The sequence below is a fragment of the Bradyrhizobium sp. dw_411 genome (genome assembly GCF_018449695.1).
In the GTDB taxonomy this organism is placed as follows: Bacteria; Pseudomonadota; Alphaproteobacteria; order Rhizobiales; family Xanthobacteraceae; genus Bradyrhizobium.
This window is the reverse complement of sequence record NZ_JAAVUY010000009.1, coordinates 108,140-128,083: the sequence shown is the minus strand read 5'-3', so window position 1 is coordinate 128,083 and position 19,944 is coordinate 108,140. Positions and strand designations below refer to the sequence as shown.

Below are 19,944 nucleotides of genomic sequence, written 5' to 3'. Positions count from 1 at the left end.
TTGCAAACAGCGTGCCGAATGGACCTTTACACCAAAGCTAAAGAGCTCGGAATCCAGACCGAATTCGTGGATGGTCAGGGTCACCGCCATGTGACGGATGCCGTGGCGCTGAAGATTATCCTCGCGGCCCTCCCCATCAGGGTGCCCTATCGGTTTCTGGATGAGGCGGTCGTGATCCGGTCCGGCCAGCCATCGCGGACCGAACTCAAGGCTGCCACGTTCCCGCTACACTGGAAAATCGCTTCGGGGGTTAAGGTTATCGCCGAGGGCGACACCGGTGATCGCACCATCACCTGGCCGTCGGATCTCCCTGAAGGCTCATACCGGCTGCATCTGACCGATGCGGCCTCCATGACCGAAGAGGCGCCCCTGATGGTGGTGCCGCCGAAGGCTTTCGGCGGCGATTTCCGGCGGAGCTGGCTGATCGCGGTACAGCTTTATGGGGTGCGCTCGGGGCGCAATTGGGGAATCGGGGATTTCACCGATCTTGAGGGGCTGATCCGGCTGGCGGGACAATTGGGCGCCGATGGCGTCGGCCTCAATCCGCTGCATGTTCTGTTCGATGACCGGCCGGGCGACTGCAGCCCTTATTCGCCGAACAGCCGGCTGTTTCTCAATGCGCTTTATATCGATGTCGAGAAAATCCCGGAATTCCAGCCATCTGTGCTTGCCGGAAAGGGCGACGCGATTGCCCGGCTGCGAGCTGCTGATATCGTCGATTATCCCGGCGTCGCCGAGTTGAAATGGCGGGCGCTGCGCGCGGCTTTTGAGGCGTTCAGGACGCAGGCGAGCGCTAGCCGCAAGCAGGATTTCGATGCATTTCGCGCCGAGCGCGCGCCATTACTGTCGCGCTTCGCCTGCTTCGAAGTGCTGCGGCATAAATTCGGCAAGCCCTGGTGGGAATGGCCGGAAGAATGGCAGCGGCCCGACGAGGCCAAATGCGCTGCCTTGCGTCAGGGGCCGGATGCTGCGGCGATCGAATTCGTCGAATTCGTGCAATGGACGGCCGACCGGCAATTAGGGGCCTGTAAGGCGCTGACGGCCAGTCTGGGTATGAAGGTCGGGCTTTATCTTGACGTTGCCGTCGGCGTGCAGTCCGACGGGTTCGATGCCTGGAACGAGCAAATTGCGATCTCCCGTCATCTCGCCGTCGGCGCGCCGCCGGACCCGTTGAACACGGCCGGCCAGAACTGGGGTCTCGCCGGCTTCAACGCCGCCGGCCTCGAGATGCAATCCTTCGAGCCGTACCGTGAGATGCTGCGGGCCTCGATGCGCCATGCCGGCGCGATCCGGCTCGATCACGTACTGGGCTTGAAGCGGCTCTATCTGGTGCCGCACGGCTTTGCCGCCAACAACGGGGTCTATGTGCAGATGCCGTTCGAGGCGCTATTGGCGGCGACCGCGCAGGAGAGCGCGGCACATCGATGTGTTGTGATCGGCGAGGATCTCGGCACGGTGCCGGAAGGCTTTCGCGAGAAGATGGCGGACTGGGGCATCTGGTCGTATCAGGTAATGATGTTCGAGCGCGACGATCGCGGCGCGTTCCGGGACATCAATCACTACCTGCCGAACGCGCTTGTCACCTTCAACACCCATGATCTGTCGACCTATGCCGGCTGGCGCGCGTTCGCCGATTTGAAGCTCAAACGCTCGCTCGGAATCGATCCCGGCGAAAGCGATGATGCGCGCTGGCATGCACTGACGATGCTGAGTGAGGCGCTGCGTCATCATTCCATCGATCGTGGCTATGACTTCTATGCGATCGCGGCTTTTCTGGCGCGGACGCCGTCGCGCCTGATGGCGATAGCGATGGAGGATCTGCTTGGGGTGATCGACCAGCCCAATATTCCCGGTACCGTGAACGAGCATCCGAACTGGCGGCGAAAGCTGCCGCTGGCGCTGGATAAGATCATTTCCGCGATCGATGTCGCAGCCCTCAAGGAAGCAACGGCGGAACGCGCGGCGAACTGACGCGTTGGCACTTTTCAACGGTGACCAAGCTTTGCCCTGCAATATCGAAGACTATGGACTGATCGGCGATTGCGAGACGGCGGCCTTGGTCGGCCGCGACGGCTCGATCGATTGGCTGTGCTGGCCCGCCTTCGATTCGGAGGCGTGTTTCTCCGCATTGCTCGGTACGTCCAAAAACGGCCGATGGCTGATCGCGCCCAGTGAAGATGTCACCAAAACCTCGCGCCGCTATTGGAACGATACGCTGATCCTGGAAACGCAGTTCGAGACCGCCGACGGCGTCGTGGCGGTGATTGATTTCATGCCGCCGCGCGGGTCGGCTTCCGACATCGTCCGGCTGGTGCGCGGGGTTCGCGGGCGGGTCAAGCTGCGAATGGAATTGGTCATTCGTTTCGGGTTCGGCATGGACGTCCCATGGGTCAGGCGCACCGAGGATGGCGCGCTGCTGGCGATTTGCGGGCAGGACATGACGGTGTTGCGAACGCCGATCAAGACCCGCGGCGAAGACATGAAAACCGTGGCTGAATTTGAAGTAGGCGAAGGCGAGAGCGTTCCCTTCGTGCTGACCTATGGGCCTTCTCATCTGGAGGTGCCCGCGCAAATCGATCCCGCAAAGGCTTTGCAGGCAACCAAAGATTTCTGGGCGGAATGGTCCGGTCGCTGCACCTATGATGGCGAAAACCGCGATCTGGTGATGCGATCGCTGATCACGCTGAAGGCGCTGACCTTCGCGCCGACCGGCGGCATAGTTGCAGCCCCCACGACCTCGCTGCCGGAAAAACTGGGCGGCGCGCGCAACTGGGACTACCGCTATTGCTGGCTGCGCGACGCGACCTTCACGCTGCTGGCGCTGATGAATTCGGGCTACACCGAAGAAGCCTTGGCCTGGCACAATTGGCTGTTGCGCGCGGTCGCGGGATCGCCTGCCAATATGCAGATCATGTACGGCATCATGGGCCAGCGGCGCCTGCTGGAATGGGAAGCAAGCTGGCTGCCCGGCTATGAAGGCGCGCAGCCGGTGCGGGTCGGCAATGCCGCGCACGCCCAATTGCAGCTCGATGTTTACGGCGAGTTGATCGATGCGTTTCACCAGTCGCGCGTGGCCAAGTTGAAGCTGGATGAGGGCTCGTGGGATCTCGAATGCACGGTGCTCGATCATCTCGCCGAAGTATGGGATCAGCCGGATCATGGTATCTGGGAGCGGCGCGGCGACGGCGCGCATTATGTTTCTTCGAAAGTGATGACCTGGGTCGCGTTCGATCGCGGCATCAAGAGCGCCGAGAAATTCGGCTTTAAGGCGCCGTTGGAGCGCTGGCGAAGCCTGCGCGATGAAATCCATCGTGAGGTCTGCGACAAGGGCTTCGATCCCGGACTGAATTCCTTCGTCGAATCCTATGGGTCGCAATTGCTGGACGCCAGCATTTTGCTGTTGCCGTCAGTGGGCTTTCTGCCGGCCAGGGATCCACGGGTTCTCGGCACGCTGGCGGCAATCGAGAAATACATGATGCGCGATGGTTTCGTGCTGCGGCACGACCCCCGCGAAATCTCCAACGAGATCCAACCGATCGAAGGCGCGTTCCTCGCCTGCACGCTGTGGCTCGCCGACGCTTATGTGCTGGCTGGCGAGATCGGCCAGGCGCAGATATTATTCGATCGCGTGGTCGGGGTCGCGAACGATGTAGGTCTGCTGGCGGAGGAGTTCGATTCCGGCGCCGGCCGCCAGACCGGCAATTTCCCGCAGGCATTGACGCATATCGCGCTGATCAATACCGCGCACAATCTCAGCGATGCGAAGAAGCCGGTCGGGAAGCCGGCGATGCAGCGGTCGAAGTAGGGTTAGCAAACAACCTATTATTTCGTCGTCCCGGCGAACGCAGGGACCCATAACCCCAGGACGTTGTGTTGTGCTAAAGTCGTCGAACAGAATTCTTCAACGATGGGTCGCGGCGTATGGGTCCCTGCGTTCGCAGGGACGACGGGTGGGGCGAGTTGAACGGCCGTCAACTACCCCCCGCCCCATTCCCCTTCAAAATCACTTCCATCGCGCCGGCAAAGCCATCGTTCTCGTTCGACGTCGTGACATGGGTCGCGAGTTTCTTGACGTCGTCGGTGGCGTTGCCCATGGCGAACGAAAGTCCGCTGGTGCGGAACATCGCCAGATCGTTCTGCATATCGCCAATGGTGGCGACCGCGTCGGTGGAGATGCCGAGGCGTTTGGCCATGGCCTGCACGAAGGTGCCCTTGTCCTGGCCGGGCGGGGTGATATCGAGGTAGTAGTTCTGCGAGCGAATCGCGTTGGCTTCGGCGCCGACCGCCTTTTGCATCGCGGCTTCGCAGCGTTGCAGCAAAGTGGGATCGGGGCTGGCGCCGACGATTTTGCAGGCAGCGGAAAGATAGGGTGTGAAATCATCGACGATGGTCGGATCGGACCGGATCGTATGCTGCTCGTGCGCGACATATTCGCCCTTGTCGCTGCGAATAAGCCACAGGTCATTGGTGAAGAGCCAGATATCGACGCCATACTCGTCCAGCACGTCGATACAGCGTTTGACCGCAGTTGGAGGAATTAAATGCTGTTCAACCGGACCCTTTAGCGGATCGACGATCGAACTGCCGTTGAAGGGCCCGACGGGCAGCGTGATCGCCAGCGGCTCGATCAGAAATTTCATGCCGATCGCAGGCCGGCTGGAAGTAATGGTGAAGCCGATCCCGGCTTCGTGCAGCCTTCGCACCGCCGATGCCGCGGCTGGCGTCAGCGTCTTGTCCTTGGTCAACAGCGTGCCATCGACGTCGGAGACAACGAGCGCGATGCGGGTCATGAGCGGTTCCTGGGTGGCGTTCTGCTGATATCAGGTGTTAGCCCCATTTGGCTGACGGTGTCATCGACGATTTCCTCGACGGAAGCGTCAATCGAGATGATCACGGGATTTTCATCCATGCCCGGCGGTTCCAGGGTTTTGAACTGGCTTACGAGCAGGCCCGGCGGCATGAAATGGTCTTTTCGCGCCGCGAGGCGGGCTGCGATCAGTTCCTGCGTGCCGTTGAGATAGATGATGCGGATGTCACGCCGCCCATGCACCAGCACGTCGCGATAGCTGCGCTTGAGTGCCGAGCAAGCGATCACGACATGTTCGCCCGCCTTGCAGACACGATCGATCTCGTCGGCAATCGCCTGCAGCCAGGGCCAGCGGTCTTCGTCAGTCAAGGGATGGCCGGCGCTCATCTTGGCGACATTGCTGGCGGGATGAAACTTGTCGCCGTCCTCGTAGGTCCAGCCCAGGCGCTGTGCCAGCTTTTCCGCGATGGTGCTTTTGCCGGACCCGGAGACGCCCATCACAATCAACGCACATGGCGCATCCGAGGGGGCCGCGCTCACCGAACATTTTCCGGAAGTGCGGCTTTGTCCACCAGCCAGACCGTCTCGCCGGTGGATCGCGCGAGGTTGGCGGGCAGGCTCTCTTCCCCAAACACGCGTGTGAGGATCGCGCGCTTGTCGGCGCCGGCAACCTCGAACAGCATTTCGCGGCAGGAGGCGAGCACGGGGAAAGTCAGCGTTACCCGCGGCACAAGGGGTTCGACATGCGCTTGCGGCACGCCGGTCACCCAGCGTTCGGTTTCCGCCTGCGCCGGATAGCCGGGAAAGATCGAGGCGGTATGCCCGTCGGGGCCGACGCCCATCAGTACCAGATCGAACAACGGCCGCGCAGCCTCCAGCCGGTCCGCGCCGTAGAATAATTTCAGCTCGTTGGCATAACGACTGGCGCATTCGCCGGGGTCGGTATCTGTCGGTATCGGATGAATGTTGGCGGCGGGGGCGCATTGATCGAGAAATGCTTCCCGGGCCATCTTCATGTTGTTGCGGCTATCGCTTGGTGGCACGAACCTTTCGTCGCCGATGAACCAGTGCACGCGGTCCCAGGGGATTTTGCTGCGATAGGGTTCGTTCGCGAGCAACTGGTAGAGTCTTTTTGGGCTCGATCCGCCGGTCAGGCAAATCGCGACGCGGCCATTATGCGCAGAAATCCTTGCCAGCACGCGGTCGGCGGCGGCCTGCGCCAGCGCGGCCGGATCGGCAACGGGGATGATCTTGCGCTGGTCGCTGGCGGCCATCGTCAGCTCAACTTTCGCCAGTTGCGGCCGTCGCGTTCCATCAATTCGTTGGCCTCTTCGGGGCCTTCGCTGCCCGGTTCGTAGATCTTCAGCCCCTTACCGCCGGCCTTTTTCCAGGCATCAAGAAATGGCTGCACCGCTTGCCAGCCGGCTTCGACGCTGTCGGCGCGCTGGAACAGGATATTATCGCCGATCATGCAATCGTAGATCAGGGTCTCGTAACCGGTCGAGGGTTCGGCCTGGAAGTAATCCTTGTAGCGGAACTTCATCTCGACGCCGTCGATCTCGATCGCCGGTCCCGGCACCTTGGTGTTGAACTGCAGCGCAATGCCTTCGGTCGGCTCCGTCGAGATGATCAGGAAATTCTGCGAAAGGTTGTCGACGGGCGTGTCGCGGAACATCGCAAACGGCGCCTGCTTGAACTTGATCGCAATTTCGGTTCGCTTGATGCCGAGCGCTTTACCGGTACGCAGATAGAAGGGAACGCCGGCCCAGCGCCAATTGTCGATGGTTAGCTTCAACGCCGCGTAAGTCTCCGTGGTACTGCCAGGCTTCACGTCTTTGGTTTTGCGATAGTCTTCGATCTCGTTATCGCCGACCGTGCCGGCGCGATATTGCCCGCGGATCGAATTGTGCAGCGCCTCTTCCTCGCTCTGGGTCTGGATTGCCGCCAGCACTTCGGCTTTTTCCGAGCGCACGGCACGGGCATCGAATTTCGCCGGCGGCTCCATCGCGACCAGCGACAGCAGTTGAAACAGATGGTTGGGCACCATGTCGCGCAAAGCGCCGGTTGCGTCGTAGAAACTGCCGCGATGACCGACGCCTAATTTCTCGTCAACGGTGATCTGGATGTGGTCGATGTGATTGCGATTCCAGATCGGCTCGAACATGCCGTTGGCAAAGCGCAGCACCAGGATGTTCTGGACCGTTTCCTTGCCGAGATAATGATCGATCCGGTAAATCTGCTGCTCTTCCATTAGCTTCAGCAGTTCGCTGTTGAGCTCCCTGGCCGAAGCGAGATCGGTCCCGAAAGGTTTTTCCACTACCAGCCGCCGCCACACGCCATTTTCGGCGAGCATGCCGGTGCGGCCGAGTTCCTTGCTGATCGGGAGGAAGCCGCTGGGCGGGGTCGCCAGATAGAACAGCCGGTTGCCTTCCGTTTTCCGCGCGGCCTCAAGTTCATCGAGCTGCTCCATCATCCTGTCGAACGAGGCCGGATCTTGCGGATCGGCCTCGATGCAGGTGACGCAGGCCAATAACTTTTTGGCGATCGCGTCGTCGACCTTGCGGGTGGCGTATTTATGGAGACCCTCGGTGAGGCTCTTGGTCAGCTCCTCGTTCGACATGCCCTTGCGGGCGATGCCGACGATGCAGAAATTATCAGGCAGCAGGTCGTTGGCCGCGAGATTATAGAGCGAAGGCACAACGAGGCGATGGGCGAGATCTCCGGTGACGCCGAAGATGACAAAGGAGCAGGGGTCGGGCTTTTTTTGTTTTGCTTGGGTGACGGTCATCTATCAGGCCTTTGAACCGGGCTTCTTCGGGGGCTCCTTGTGCCCGCCGAAGCCGGCACGCATCGCGGAGAGGATTTTTTCGGCGAAGGTATGCTCTTTGCGCGATCTAAATCGTGCAAACAGTGCTGCGGTCAGCACCTCGGCCGGGACGGCTTCATCGATCGCGGCATTGACAGTCCAGCGGCCTTCGCCGGAATCCTCCACGAACCCGGAATAATTCTCCAGCGTGTGATTTTCCGCGAGCGCGGACGCGGTGAGATCGAGCAGCCATGACGGGATCACGCTGCCGCGCCGCCACACTTCGGCGATATCGGCGATATCGAGATCGAAGCGGTGCTCTGATGGCAGCGCCTCGATGTTGGCGTTCTTGAGAATATCAAAGCCTTCGGCATAGGCCTGCATCAGGCCATATTCGATGCCGTTGTGAACCATCTTGACGAAATGCCCGGCGCCGACAGGGCCGGAGTGGATGTAGCCTTGTTCGATGCGTGGGTCGCGTCCCTCGCGCCCGCCGGTGCGCGGGATATCGCCGATGCCCGGCGCCAGCGTTGCGAAGATCGGATCAAGGCGATCGACCACCGCCTTGTCGCCGCCGATCATCATGCAATAGCCGCGCTCGATGCCCCAGATGCCGCCGGAAGTGCCGACATCGACATAATGGATGCCGCGCTCCTTCAGCGTCTTGCCGCGGCGCACGTCGTCCTGCCAGAAGGTGTTGCCGCCATCGATGATGACGTCGCCGCTCTCCATCAGTTTGGACAGCGCCTCGATGGTGGCTTCGGTGATCTTGCCGGCCGGCAGCATCACCCAAGCGGTTCGCGGCTTCTCAAGTTTCTTGACGAAATCTTCCAGGCTGTCGGCGCCGACTGCGCCATCGGCCGCGAGGGGGGCGACCGCCTTGGCATCCTTGTCGTACACCACACTGGTGTGGCCGTGTTTCATCAGCCGGCGGACGATGTTGCCACCCATCCGCCCCAAACCGATCATGCCGAGCTGCATGTGAAATTCCTTACTGCTGTTTGAGCGTGATCTGATCCGGACTTTTCAGGATCACGTCCTAATTCAGTGCATTCTGAATAGCCGCATCGAGCATCTTCAAACCTGTAGCGAGGTCGCCTTTTAGATGCACGCGCAAGGCCCGGCGGCCGCGATCGGTGAGCACGTCAAAATCACCGCGCGCCTGTGCGGCTTTGATGACACTAAAAGTCGCCTTCTGGCCCGGCACCGCCAAATCCTTGGCATCATCGGCCGTGATCTGCAGGAAGACGCCGCTATCGGGGCCGCCCTTGTAGGCCTGGCCGGTCGAATGCAGGAAGCGCGGGCCGAATTCCGCGCAGGTCGCGACATGACGTTTGTCGCGCACCGCGAGCCGCATGTGCTGCAGGGTATCGATATGTGCCGCGTCGCGCTCGATATAGGCCAGCAGCGCGACATAATCGTCGGCGCCGGAGCGGCCGAGATGGGCTTTCAGCCAGGAATGAAGATCGCCATTGGCGCCGGCTGCGCGCAAATCGGCAGCGTTCTTGCTGTCGGTATAGAGGTCAACGTCATCAGAAGACATTACCGGCTTTTCCGCCGGCAGCTTGCCGGATTTCTCGAACGCCGCGGTCAATTCGCGGGTCTTGATCTTGGCGGCTTCCACATCGGGCTGGTTGAACGGGTTGATGCCGAGCACGGAGCCCGCGACCGCGGTCGCGAGTTCGAACCGGAAGAATTCCTGGCCGATATGCTCGACCGATTGCATCACGACGCGAACCACGGGATGACCGGCCTTTTCCAGCGCGGAAAGCTTTTGGTCATGCGCGGCGTCGTCTTCGCCCGCCGTGCGCAGGTCGATGAAGAACCGGTCGTTGCCGTAAAGCGTGGGATCGCCGAGCGGTTCGCCGGCGATCGGGATCAGGCCTTTGCCGTCCTTGCCAGTGGACTCCGCAATGAGCTGTTCGGCCCATGCGCCGAAATCGGCGATTTTCCTGGACGCGAGAATGGTCACCTTGTCGCGGCCTTCGAGACCGGCGAGGCCCATCGCGAGGCCGAGCTGCACGCCGGGGTTTTCGTGCGGCGGCACGTCAGGTCCGCAGGAGCGCACCATCGACAACGTGTGCTCGAGGACTGTGCGAAGGTCGATACCTGCGGCAGCGGCGGGGACGAGCCCAAACGGTGACAGCACCGAATAGCGGCCGCCAATCGAGGGATCGCCGTAGAAGGTCCGGGCAAAGCCCTGTTTCTTGGCGACCTTCTCCAGCGACGAGCCGGGATCGGTCACCGCGATAAAGCGATGGCCGGCCTTGGCGGCGCCGATGGTTTCCGATACGCGCGCGAAGAAATAATCCTTCATTACGTTCGGCTCGGTGGTGCCGCCGGATTTGCTGGAGACGATGAATAGCGTGTCGGCGAGATTGACCGAGGCTTGCAGGCTGCGCACCTGGGCCGGATCGGTTGAATCTAGCACATGCAGCTTGGGGTAGCCGGGCTGCTTTGCGAAAGTCTCGGCCAGCACTTCCGGCCCGAGGCTCGATCCGCCCATGCCGAGCACTACGGCGTCGGTGAAATTCTGTCCTTTGACGCGGTGGGCAAAATCCTCGTAGTCGGCGATGTCGGCTTTGGCGGCACTGGTGAGCCAGCCCAGCCATTTGTTTTCGTCGCTTCCGGTCCAGACGGATTTGTCGTGCTGCCAGAGCCGGCGGATGGTGGCCGCCGCGCGCCAGTCTTCGGTGGCCTTCTCGACAGCCTTGGTGATGGTGGCGCCCAGCGCCAGTTTCTGACCGTCGATGCCGTGGCCCAATACTACGGCGCGCTTGTGTGCGACCGCGCCGTAGAGCTTGTCGGCGGCATCGGCGAACAGCTTGACGCCGTCCTTGACCAGTTCGGTCGTGATCGCGTCGAGCGAGATGCCGGATCTTTCGAGCTCGGCCAGCACGCGGCGAGCATCGTCGATATTTTCCTCAAGGCTATCGCGTGGGGTGCCGTGATCGCGGAAGGCGTCGAGCGTCGCCGGCGGCACGGTGTTGACCGTGTTGGGACCGATCAGCTCTTCGACATACAGCACGTCGCTGTAGTCCTTGTTCTTGGTACCGGTCGAGGCCCACAGCAGGCGCTGCGGTTTCGCGCCTTTGGCCGCAAGTTTCTCCCAGCGCGCACCTGCGAACAGGCGCTTGTAGTCCTGATAGGCCAGTTTGGCGTTGGCAATCGCGACCTTGCCCTTGAGCGCCGTGAGACGCTCCTTTTCGCTGGGATCGTTGGCACGCGCGATCTTTTCATCGAGCTGCTTGTCGACCGCGCTGTCGATGCGGCTGACAAAGAAGCTGGCGACGCTGGCGACGTGCGAGGGATCGCCGCCGCCGGCGACATATTTCTCGAGCCCGTCGAGATAGGCCTCGGCGACCTCGACATAGGTCTTTTGCGCGAACAACAGTGTGATGTTGATGCTGATGCCTTCGCCGATCAGATGTTCGATCGCGGGCAGGCCTTCCGGTGTTGCCGGCACCTTGACCATCAAATTCTTGCGATCAACGTGCTTCCACAGCCGCTCTGCCTCGGCAATCGTGCCTTTGGTATCCATCGCCAGATAGGGCGAGACTTCCAGGCTGACAAAACCATCATGGCCATGAAGTTCGTCATAGACCGGCCGCAGCACGTCGGCGGCATGCTGGATGTCCTCGATCGCCACATGTTCGAACAGATCGGCGATCGAGCGGTCACCCTTCTTCAGGGCGCTCCCGATCGGGGCGTCATACTCATCCGAACTGCCGATCGCCTTCTCGAAGATCGACGGGTTCGACGTCACGCCTTTGACGCCGTCGGTATCGATCAGCTTTTTCAGGTCGCCCTTGGCGACGAAGCCGCGGGCCAGGAAATCCAGCCAGACTGCCTGGCCGTGCTTTTCGAGTGCTTTGACGGGATTCATGATGCCTGTTTCTGTTCGAGAGCGGGTCCATTCTCGGCTGGTGGCAACCTTCTGCGGCGGGAAGCCGGATTGTCAACACGTCCGTGAGGGGATGCTGGTGATGAAAATACGCGCACGCAAGCGGGATAACGCCGGTGGTGGTATATCGATCCCTGAAGTTGGCTGTTTAGCGGCGGTCCTGGCGTTCAATTTGGCGTCAAACCGGGCTTGACCGACCGGTATGGTTCATCGCGGCGTCACAAACGTCCAAGAGTTATCCGCTACCGCAACACCAGTAATTGATGTTGCGGGCACGATTGCGTCTCTATCTCGATCTATTGATCGTTCATTCCCGCCGTGGCGACGGCGCTTCAGCTAGCGCAGGCTGGCGTTGATCTTTTCCAGCGCCGGCGTGCCCGGGCACAAATCCCCGGCATTGAGCGTATTGAGCGGCTTCTCCACCGTATCGAGGTGGGTATGCAGGTCTTCAGCCTCGTGATCGACGTAAAGCAATCCGGTCACGATCTGGCCCTTGGCGGCGTGCTTTTGCAGGAAGGTCATCGCCGCCAGCCGGTCATTCGGGTCGTAATCCGCGTCGATCTTGCGTAGCGCCAGCTTGGTGCCGTCGTGCTGCTCGACCACCTGCACCGTGCCCGGCGCGTAATCGACCGTGATCGGATCGCGGCCGGTGATGACGTCGAGCCGGTTCACCGCGTCATTATGCTCGCGCACATAATCGAAGCTCTTGGTCGAGCCGGCATGGTTGTTGAAGGCGACGCAGGGGCTGATGACATCGATGAACGACGCGCCCTTGTGCTGGATCGCAGCCGCGATCAGCGGCACCAACTGGCTCTTGTCGCCGGAGAAGCTGCGCGCCACGAAGCTGGCGCCCAATTGCAGCGCCATCGCGACGAGATCGATGGCGTTGTCATTGTTCATGACGCCCTTTTTCGACTTCGAGCCGCGGTCGGCGGTGGCCGAGAACTGGCCCTTGGTGAGGCCATACACGCCGTTGTTCTCGACGATATAGGTCATGTTGACGCCGCGCCGGATCGAATGTGCGAACTGGCCAAAGCCGATCGAGGCCGAGTCGCCGTCGCCGGAGACGCCGAGGTAAATCAGGTCGCGGTTGGCGAGGTTGGCGCCGGTCAACACCGACGGCATGCGGCCATGGACCGAATTGAAGCCGTGGGAATTGCCGAGGAAATAATCGGGGGTTTTCGAGGAGCAACCGATGCCGGAAATCTTGGCGACGCGATGCGGCTCGATCGACAGCTCGTAACAGGCCTCGATGATCGAGGCCGTGATCGAATCATGGCCGCAGCCCGCGCATAACGTCGAGACCTTGCCCTCGTAATCCCGGTGGGTGAAGCCGAGATCGTTTTTGGGCAGGCCCGGATGTTGGAATTTCGGCTTGGCGATATAGGTCATGACTTCACCTTGCGAAGCGGAGTGACTTGCAACTGATCCTGATGGTCGCCGATCGCGTTCGCGATGAATCGCGCGGTGATCGGCGTGCCGTCATAATTGAGGATCGGCACCAAGCGAACGGGATCGATCCCGTTCTCGTTGACGATCAAGGAGCGCAACTGCGCATCGCGATTCTGCTCGACCACATATACGAAATCATGGTCGGCGATGAAGCTGGCGACGCTGGAATGGAACGGGAAGGCGCGAATCCGAAGCCGGTCGAGCTGATGGCCGCGCGCTTCCAGGATTCCGATCGCCTCGTCCATGGCCGGCGAGGTCGAGCCGAAATAGATCACGCCATATTTGGTCGGCTTGGCGGCATTGGCCTGTAGCGGCCGCGGCACCATGTCTTGCGCGGTCTCGAACTTGCGCACCAGCCGCTGCATGTTGTCGGCGTAGACCGAACCTTCCTCGGAATAACGCGCGTAGCGGTCGCGCGAGGTGCCGCGGGTGAAGAACGAGCCTTTGGTGGGATGCGTGCCGGGATAGGTGCGGAACGGAATGCCGTCGCCGTCGACGTCGAGGTAACGGCCGAAATCGCGGCCGTCTTCCAGCATCTCGGCGGTCATCACCTTGCCGCGGTCATATTGGCGGGCGTCGTCCCATTTCAGCGGGCGACAGAGCCGGTGGTTCATGCCGATATCGAGGTCGAGCATCACAAAGATCGTGGTCTGCAACCGCTCGGCCAGATCGAACGCCTGGGCCGCAAACTCGAAGGCTTCGGCCGGGTCTTCCGGGAACAGCAGCACATGCTTGGTGTCGCCATGCGAAGCATAGGCGCAGGCGATGATGTCGCATTGCTGGGTGCGGGTCGGCATGCCCGTCGAGGGGCCGGCGCGCTGCACGTTCATGATCACGGCGGGAATTTCGGCAAAATACGAAAGCCCGATGAATTCCTGCATCAGCGAGATGCCGGGGCCGGAGGTCGCGGTGAAGGCGCGGGCGCCGTTCCAGGACGCGCCGATCACGATGCCGATCGAGGCCAGCTCGTCCTCGCCCTGCACGATGGCGTATTTCGCCTTGCCGGTTGCCGGATCGTGCCGCAGCTTCTTGCAATGGCTGCCGAAGGCGTCGGCGAGCGACGACGACGGCGTGATCGGATACCAGGCGCAGACGGTAGCGCCACCATAGACCGCGCCGAGCGCGGCCGCGCTGTTGCCTTCGATGAAAATGCGGTCGCCGACCTTGTCGGACTTCTTGACGCGCAGGCCGATCGGACATTTGAGGTTCTGCAGCGCCCAGTCACGGCCGAGATGCAGCGCGTGGACGTTGGACGACAAGAGCTTTTCCTTGCCCTTGTACTGTTCGCCGATCAATTGCTCGATCAGCTTCGGGTCCATGTCGAGCAGGGCGCAGAGCGCGCCGAGATAGATGATGTTCTTGAACAGCTGTCGCTGGCGCGGATCGGTATAGGTCGAATTGGTGATCGCGGTCAGCGGCACGCCGATCACGGTGATGTCCGCGCGGAATTTCGAGGCCGGCATCGGCTTGGTGGAATCGTAGAACAGGTAACCGCCGGGCTCGATCGAGGCCAGATCCTTGTCCCAGGTCTGCGGGTTCATCGACACCATCATGTCGACGCCGCCGCGCGCGCCGAGATGGCCGGCCTCGGTCACCCGCACCTCATACCAGGTCGGCAGGCCCTGGATGTTGGAGGGGAAGATGTTGCGCGGCGACACCGGGACGCCGTGGCGCAGGATCGAGCGCGCGAACAGTTCGTTGGCGCTGGCCGAACCCGAGCCGTTGACGTTGGCGAAGCGGACGACGAAGTCGTTTACGCTGCTGATCGGGCTTTGGACGGGCATGATGAACCTGCTTGAGTCATGTCGATGAGATATTTCTGCATGTCCCAGGCGCCGGTCGGACAGCGTTCGGCGCACAATCCGCAATGCAGACAGACGTCTTCGTCCTTGATCATCACCCGCCCGGTCTTGAGACCGTCAGCGACGTAAAGCGCCTGGTCGAGATGCGGCGAGGGCGCCTTCAGCCGCTCGCGCAAATCGGATTCCTCGCCATTCTGCGTGAAGGTGATGCAATCCATCGGGCAGATGTCGACACAGGCGTCGCATTCGATGCAAAGGGGTGCGGCGAACACGGTCTGGATATCGCAATTCAGGCAGCGCTGCGCCTCGCCGAGCGCGAGTTTGACGTCATAACCAAGCTCGACTTCGGCGCGGATGTCTTTCAGCGCGATCACCTTGTCGCGATGCGGCACCTTGTAGCGCTTGTCGGCGGAAACGTCGTTGTCATAGCTCCATTCGTGGATGCCCATCTTCTGCGACGATACATGCACTTCGGGCAGCGGACGCTCGGTGATGTCCTCACCGGAGAGCAGCTTGTGGATCGACAAGGCCGCGTCATGGCCATGCGCGACCGCCCAGATGATATTCTTGGGACCGAACGCGGCGTCACCGCCGAAGAACACCTTCGGATTGGTCGAGCCCATCGTTTCCTTATCGACCTTGGGCATGTCCCATTTGTCGAATTCGATGCCGCAGTCGCGCTCGATCCAGGGGAACGCATTTTCCTGGCCGACCGCGACCAGCACGTCGTCGCAGGCGATGGTCTCGTCCGGTTCGCCCGAGGGCACCAGCGAGCGCTTGCCCTTGGCGTCGTATTCCGCCTTCACCTTCTGGAAAGTGACGCCGGTAAGCTTGCCCTTGTCGTGGGTGAACGCGACCGGCACCATGAAATTGAGGATCGGAATGTCCTCGTGAAGCGCGTCTTCCTTCTCCCAGGGCGATGCCTTCATCTCCTCGAAGCCGGAACGCACGATCACCTTGACGTCCTCGCCGCCGAGACGGCGCGCGGTGCGGCAGCAGTCCATCGCGGTATTGCCGCCGCCAAGCACGATGACGCGCCGGCCGATCTTCTCGACATGACCGAACGATACGCTGGAGAGCCAGTCGATGCCGATATGGATATTGGCGGCGGCTTCCTTGCGGCCGGGAATCTCAAGCTCACGGCCACGCGGGGCGCCGGAGCCGACAAAGATCGCGTCGTGGGTCTCGCCGAGCAGCTTCTTCAGGCTGTCGATGCGCTGGCCGCCTTTGAACTCGATGCCGAGATCGAGGATGTAATCGGTTTCCTCGTCGATCACCGAGTCCGGCAGCCGGAATTTCGGAATCTGCGTGCGCATCATGCCGCCCGCCTTGGGGTCGGCATCGAACACGGTGCAGTGATAACCGAGCGGTGCGAGATCGCGCGCGACCGTGAGCGAGGCAGGTCCGCCGCCGACGATCGCAACGCGCTTGCCATTTTTCGCGGACGGACGCGGCATGCGTCCCTTGACGTCATCCTTGAAGTCGGCGGCAACGCGCTTCAGACGGCAGATCGCCACTGGAGTCTCCTCGACGCGGCCGCGGCGGCATGCGGGCTCGCATGGACGATCGCAGGTGCGGCCGAGAATGCCGGGAAACACGTTCGACTTCCAATTGATCATGTAGGCGTCGCTGTAGCGGCCTTCTGCGATCAAGCGGATGTATTCGGGAACGGGTGTGTGTGCGGGACAGGCCCATTGGCAATCGACCACTTTATGAAAGTAGTCAGGCGCCGAGATATCAGTCGGTTTCATTCCTACCTTATCCGCGCCAAAACTTTGGTACCGCGCGGCCTTACTTTTCTGCGAACGTTCAGATGACGTTCTTGTGGTTTTTAAATTGCTTCATTGGCTTATCTTATTAGAGCCATTCCAGATGATCCACAAAGGCAATTTTGCTTGATCAGGAGATTTCCTGCGGCAAACGCACAGCGTTAATGTCGCGCCGCTATGCGGCAGTGCAACATTGCGCATTGTTTCAGGCGGGCAGGTCGCTCTTCGCGAGGTCCCACATCAGGCGGTAGACGCCGGTCGAAATGACCAGCGATTTGAACCCGCCAAGGCGCGCCGCGATGGCGGCCGGAATGGCATTCACATCCGTGGCGTCGATCAGCACGAACCAATCGCCGGCGCCGGGATCGGCCGCCGCAGGGTTATCTGTCAGCGGCTTGGACAGTGCGGCATCGTTTTCGATCAGATGCATCGAGATGATGCCGTCCAGCGAGCCGGGATCGAGCGCGTCGTGAAGTGCTGCGCGTAATTTCGCTTCGTCACCGGCAGACGGGCGAAGGCGGATGATGCCGAGTGCTGCGCCACGGCCCTGTCCGCGGCTGATCGTAATGCGCGCGACCCCGCGGATCATGTTCTCGAAACGCGCGATGTTGGCTTTGGACCGCTCGGTCTGATTGGCCAATGCGGTGCGATAGGCCGGACTTAGGAGAACCTCGAACGTCTCGGTCGAGTAAAGGCTGAGATATTTCGGCGCGCCCTGATGCGCGATGTAGCGCCGCGCTTCCAGAAAGCCTTCGATCGCGACGCGTTCTTCGAGGTGCTCGCGGTCGTACCATCGGTTGAATTCGGCCTCATCGGAGGGATCGATATCCATGGAGGTCAGCAGCATGCCTTTTCCGGCGAGCGGCATGCGTAGATCCTATTTTACTTTCGACGCGAGATCGGCGATCGCTTTCATCACGGCGTCTCTCACGCCGGGATCGTAGAGCGAATGGCCGGCGCCTTCGACGAAGCGAACTTCAGATTCGCGCCATCGCGCGGCCAGCGCATGCGAAGTCGCTGGCGGGCAGAGCAGGTCGTAGCGGCCCTGCACGATAATACCGGGAATGCCCGCGAGCTTATCGGCTTCTTCCAGAAGCTGGTTGGGCGTCATGAAGCAATCGTTCTGGAAATAGTGCGCCTCCATCGATGGCGTCGAGGGCAGTGCGCCGCTCGATTTCAGCGATGCGAGATCGAGCCGCTTCTGCCGTGGCGCCTGCTGGGAGAGGATCTGTTCGGTGTCGTGCCAGGCGCGGATGAATGGGCCATGGCTTGCAGCATCTGGATCGAGAATGCGGCGCCAATAGCCTTCCAGCGGTTCGGCGCGTTCCTCCGGCGGCAACAGGCTGAGGAAGTCGTCGCTGAGGCCGGGATAGAAGCGCGGCAGCGTGTTGAGAAAGGCGCCGTCGAGTTCAGCGCGGGTGCCGAGAAACGTCGCGCGCAACACGATGCCGCTGACGCGGTCGGGATGGGCCTGCGCGTAGGCCAGCGCCAGCGTCGCGCCCCAGGAGCCGCCGACCACCATCCATCTGGCGATGCCGAATTGCTCGCGGATCGTTTCCATGTCCGCGATCAGATGCGGCAGCGTATTGGCCTCGCGGCGGCCCTTGGGGCGGCTGCGCCCGGCGCCGCGCTGGTCGAACAGCACCGCATGGAAGCGCTCGGGATCGAACAGCCGGCGATGGTCGGGCTGGCAGCCGCTGCCCGGGCCGCCATGCAGATAGACTGCCGGGATGCCGTCGGTGCGGCCGATGGTTTCGACATAAATCTCGTGGCCGTCGCCCACCGCCAGTATTTGCGATGTCAGCGGTGCGAGAGGGTCGGAACGGTTGCCCGCAACGAGACTGGCGGATTTGCCCGCGTCGGCGTCAGGCGCCATGGTCACCGTCTGTCTCGGGCGTGCCCCCGGCAAAATTGCGATAGATGAAACGGTTCTGGTCGCCGGCGGCTTCGGTCTCCGCCAGCTTGAAGATTTTTTCGTGCAGCGGCGACAGCGTGCAGGCCGGATCGGTATTGCCGGCATCGCCAGTCAGTGCGAAGGCCTGGCAGCGGCAGCCGCCGAAATCGATTTCCTTGAACTCGCAGCTTTGGCAGGGCTCGGGCATCCAGCCGGTGCCGCGATAGCGGTTGAAGGCCTCGGAATTCTGCCAGATCCAGGCGATCGAATGATTGGATCGTACCGACTCGAATTCGAGCCCGGTGATGGATTCAGCGGCGTGGCAGGGCAGCACCTTGCCGGCGGGCGAGATGTTGAAGAACTGCCGGCCCCAGCCGCCCATGCATTTCTTCGGGCGCAACGCATAATAATCCGGCACCACGTAGTCGATGGCGAGCACGCCTTTCAGGCGCACTTCGGCTTCCTCGACGATGCGGCTGGTCTCCTCGATCTGCTCCAGCGTAGGCATCAGCGCAGCGCGGTTCTTCAGCGCCCAGCCGTAATATTGCACATTGGCGACTTCGAGCCGGTCGGCATCGAGATCGACCGCCATCTGGATGATGTCCTGCAGTTGAAACAGGTTCTGGCGATGCATGACGGCATTGACCGTCAGCGGCAGGTCCAGCTCGCGGGTCCATTTGGCGACTTCGAGCTTCTTCTGGTGCGCGTTTTTCAAGCCCGCGACGCGGTTGGCGACGATGGGCTCATTGCCCTGAAAGCTGATCTGCACGTGGCAGAGCCCGGCGTCGGCCAGCGCGGCGAGTTTTTCGCGGGTCAGCAGCACGGCCGAGGTGATCAGATTGGAATAGAGCCCGACATCGCTGGCGTGCTGCACCAGTTCGACCAGATCCTTGCGCGCGGTGGGTTCGCCGCCGGAGAAATGAATCTGCAGCACGCCGATTTCGGCGAGCTCGGAAAGCACCTTCTTCCATTCCGCCGTCGTCAGTTCGGTGCCGCCGCGGTCGAGTTCGACCGGGTTGGAGCAATAGGGGCATTGCAGCGGGCAGCGATGTGTCAGTTCGGCCAGCACTGCGAGCGGAATACCAAAAGTTTCCGCCGTGGAGCCGCGCCTTTCCAGCGCCGCGATCCCGTCTTTTGGATCACTCGGTTTAAGTTCGGTTGCCGCAATGCCGGCATCTGTCAGCGTCGGGCTCATGAGGTCTTCTCGCGCGCCTGGGTGAGAAATCCCTTGTCGGCAAGGTCCTGCAGCATCGCGATAACATCGGTCGCGATCGCGCCGCGCTCGGCGGCGTATTTCTCAGCAAGCACGTCGATCATGTCGGCGACGCTGCGAACGCCGTCGCAGAGTTGCAGGACTTCGACCGCGATCTCGTCAGGCGCCAGCACGCGCTCCGGCGCCAGGATCACCCAAACCTGCCGGGTTTCGTCGAATTTCAGCTTGGCATGCCGCGGCAGGACCGGGCGGCTGTCCTCACTGACGCTGATGTTGCGTGAGCCTGCCATCGCTTCG

15 protein-coding genes are annotated in these 19,944 nt (G+C 61.6%); 2 read left to right on the top strand and 13 right to left on the bottom strand.

What is annotated here, in order from left to right:
- Positions 1–18: 18 nt before the first annotated feature.
- Positions 19–1,971 carry a 4-alpha-glucanotransferase gene (gene malQ / locus HB676_RS17225; RefSeq protein WP_213739039.1) on the top strand — a complete coding sequence of 651 codons (1,953 nt, stop codon included), beginning with the start codon at positions 19–21 and terminating at the stop codon, positions 1,969–1,971.
- Between the two features lie 31 nt (positions 1,972–2,002).
- Positions 2,003–3,805: a glycoside hydrolase family 15 protein gene (locus HB676_RS17220; protein WP_213739038.1), complete on the top strand. Its 1,803-nt coding sequence runs from the start codon at positions 2,003–2,005 to the stop codon at positions 3,803–3,805.
- Positions 3,806–3,971: 166 nt separating this feature from the next.
- Here HB676_RS17220 and HB676_RS17215 read toward each other — a convergent pair whose 3' ends face one another.
- The 13 genes from HB676_RS17215 to pqqD form a co-directional block, all read right to left on the bottom strand.
- Positions 3,972–4,790 carry a Cof-type HAD-IIB family hydrolase gene (locus HB676_RS17215; RefSeq protein WP_213739037.1) on the bottom strand — a complete coding sequence of 273 codons (819 nt, stop codon included), beginning with the start codon at positions 4,788–4,790 and terminating at the stop codon, positions 3,972–3,974.
- Positions 4,787–5,305 (bottom strand): gluconokinase, encoded by a 519-nt coding sequence (locus HB676_RS17210; RefSeq protein ID WP_213739195.1) that lies wholly within the window; start codon positions 5,303–5,305, stop codon positions 4,787–4,789. Before HB676_RS17210 ends, HB676_RS17215 begins: the two co-directional genes overlap by 4 nt.
- A 38-nt stretch (positions 5,306–5,343) precedes the next feature.
- Positions 5,344–6,081 carry a 6-phosphogluconolactonase gene (gene pgl / locus HB676_RS17205; protein ID WP_213739036.1) on the bottom strand — a complete coding sequence of 246 codons (738 nt, stop codon included), beginning with the start codon at positions 6,079–6,081 and terminating at the stop codon, positions 5,344–5,346.
- 2 nt (positions 6,082–6,083) lie between these two features.
- Positions 6,084–7,595, bottom strand: coding sequence for a glucose-6-phosphate dehydrogenase (zwf, locus tag HB676_RS17200; RefSeq protein WP_213739035.1), 1,512 nt, complete (start codon positions 7,593–7,595; stop codon positions 6,084–6,086).
- A 3-nt stretch (positions 7,596–7,598) separates the two neighbouring features.
- Positions 7,599–8,594, bottom strand: coding sequence for a phosphogluconate dehydrogenase (NAD(+)-dependent, decarboxylating) (gnd, locus tag HB676_RS17195; RefSeq protein WP_213739034.1), 996 nt, complete (start codon positions 8,592–8,594; stop codon positions 7,599–7,601).
- Between the two features lie 58 nt (positions 8,595–8,652).
- Entirely contained in the window at positions 8,653–11,499 is a 2,847-nt protein-coding gene (locus tag HB676_RS17190) for a bifunctional transaldolase/phosoglucose isomerase (protein ID WP_213739033.1), read from the bottom strand.
- Positions 11,500–11,853: 354 nt separating this feature from the next.
- Positions 11,854–12,909 (bottom strand): 2-oxoacid:ferredoxin oxidoreductase subunit beta, encoded by a 1,056-nt coding sequence (locus HB676_RS17185; protein WP_213739032.1) that lies wholly within the window; start codon positions 12,907–12,909, stop codon positions 11,854–11,856.
- A complete protein-coding gene (locus HB676_RS17180) occupies positions 12,906–14,753 on the bottom strand; it encodes a 2-oxoacid:acceptor oxidoreductase subunit alpha (RefSeq protein ID WP_213739031.1) in 1,848 nt (615 codons plus the stop codon). Before HB676_RS17180 ends, HB676_RS17185 begins: the two co-directional genes overlap by 4 nt.
- Entirely contained in the window at positions 14,723–16,522 is a 1,800-nt protein-coding gene (locus tag HB676_RS17175) for an FAD-dependent oxidoreductase (RefSeq protein WP_213739030.1), read from the bottom strand. The genes HB676_RS17180 and HB676_RS17175 overlap by 31 nt, the downstream gene beginning before the upstream one ends.
- A gap of 223 nt (positions 16,523–16,745) precedes the next feature.
- Positions 16,746–17,408 (bottom strand): DUF4286 family protein, encoded by a 663-nt coding sequence (locus tag HB676_RS17170; RefSeq protein ID WP_213739029.1) that lies wholly within the window; start codon positions 17,406–17,408, stop codon positions 16,746–16,748.
- A 9-nt stretch (positions 17,409–17,417) separates the two neighbouring features.
- Positions 17,418–18,416, bottom strand: coding sequence for a prolyl aminopeptidase (gene pip / locus HB676_RS17165; RefSeq protein ID WP_213739194.1), 999 nt, complete (start codon positions 18,414–18,416; stop codon positions 17,418–17,420).
- Positions 18,406–19,629, bottom strand: a complete 1,224-nt coding sequence (gene pqqE / locus HB676_RS17160; RefSeq protein WP_213739028.1) for a pyrroloquinoline quinone biosynthesis protein PqqE — start codon at positions 19,627–19,629, stop codon at positions 18,406–18,408. Before pqqE ends, pip begins: the two co-directional genes overlap by 11 nt.
- Positions 19,626–19,937, bottom strand: coding sequence for a pyrroloquinoline quinone biosynthesis peptide chaperone PqqD (pqqD, locus tag HB676_RS17155; RefSeq protein WP_213739027.1), 312 nt, complete (start codon positions 19,935–19,937; stop codon positions 19,626–19,628). The genes pqqE and pqqD overlap by 4 nt, the downstream gene beginning before the upstream one ends.
- Between the last annotated feature and the right edge of the window lie 7 nt (positions 19,938–19,944).

Excerpts from the sequence above, each read along its gene's own strand:
- HB676_RS17180 (WP_213739031.1), bottom strand. The coding sequence starts at position 14,753 with ATGCCCGTCCAAAGCCCGATCAGCAGCGTAAACGACTTCGTCGTCCGC.
- HB676_RS17190 (WP_213739033.1), bottom strand. The coding sequence starts at position 11,499 with ATGAATCCCGTCAAAGCACTCGAAAAGCACGGCCAGGCAGTCTGGCTG.
- pqqE (WP_213739028.1), bottom strand. The coding sequence starts at position 19,629 with ATGAGCCCGACGCTGACAGATGCCGGCATTGCGGCAACCGAACTTAAA.
- pgl (WP_213739036.1), bottom strand. The coding sequence starts at position 6,081 with ATGGCCGCCAGCGACCAGCGCAAGATCATCCCCGTTGCCGATCCGGCC.
- HB676_RS17210 (WP_213739195.1), bottom strand. The coding sequence starts at position 5,305 with ATGGGCGTCTCCGGGTCCGGCAAAAGCACCATCGCGGAAAAGCTGGCA.
- gnd (WP_213739034.1), bottom strand. The coding sequence starts at position 8,594 with ATGCAGCTCGGCATGATCGGTTTGGGGCGGATGGGTGGCAACATCGTC.
- malQ (WP_213739039.1), top strand. The coding sequence starts at position 19 with ATGGACCTTTACACCAAAGCTAAAGAGCTCGGAATCCAGACCGAATTC.
- HB676_RS17170 (WP_213739029.1), bottom strand. The coding sequence starts at position 17,408 with ATGCCGCTCGCCGGAAAAGGCATGCTGCTGACCTCCATGGATATCGAT.
- HB676_RS17215 (WP_213739037.1), bottom strand. The coding sequence starts at position 4,790 with ATGACCCGCATCGCGCTCGTTGTCTCCGACGTCGATGGCACGCTGTTG.
- HB676_RS17185 (WP_213739032.1), bottom strand. The coding sequence starts at position 12,909 with ATGACCTATATCGCCAAGCCGAAATTCCAACATCCGGGCCTGCCCAAA.
- pqqD (WP_213739027.1), bottom strand. The coding sequence starts at position 19,937 with ATGGCAGGCTCACGCAACATCAGCGTCAGTGAGGACAGCCGCCCGGTC.
- pip (WP_213739194.1), bottom strand. The coding sequence starts at position 18,416 with ATGGCGCCTGACGCCGACGCGGGCAAATCCGCCAGTCTCGTTGCGGGC.
- zwf (WP_213739035.1), bottom strand. The coding sequence starts at position 7,595 with ATGACCGTCACCCAAGCAAAACAAAAAAAGCCCGACCCCTGCTCCTTT.
- HB676_RS17175 (WP_213739030.1), bottom strand. The coding sequence starts at position 16,522 with ATGAAACCGACTGATATCTCGGCGCCTGACTACTTTCATAAAGTGGTC.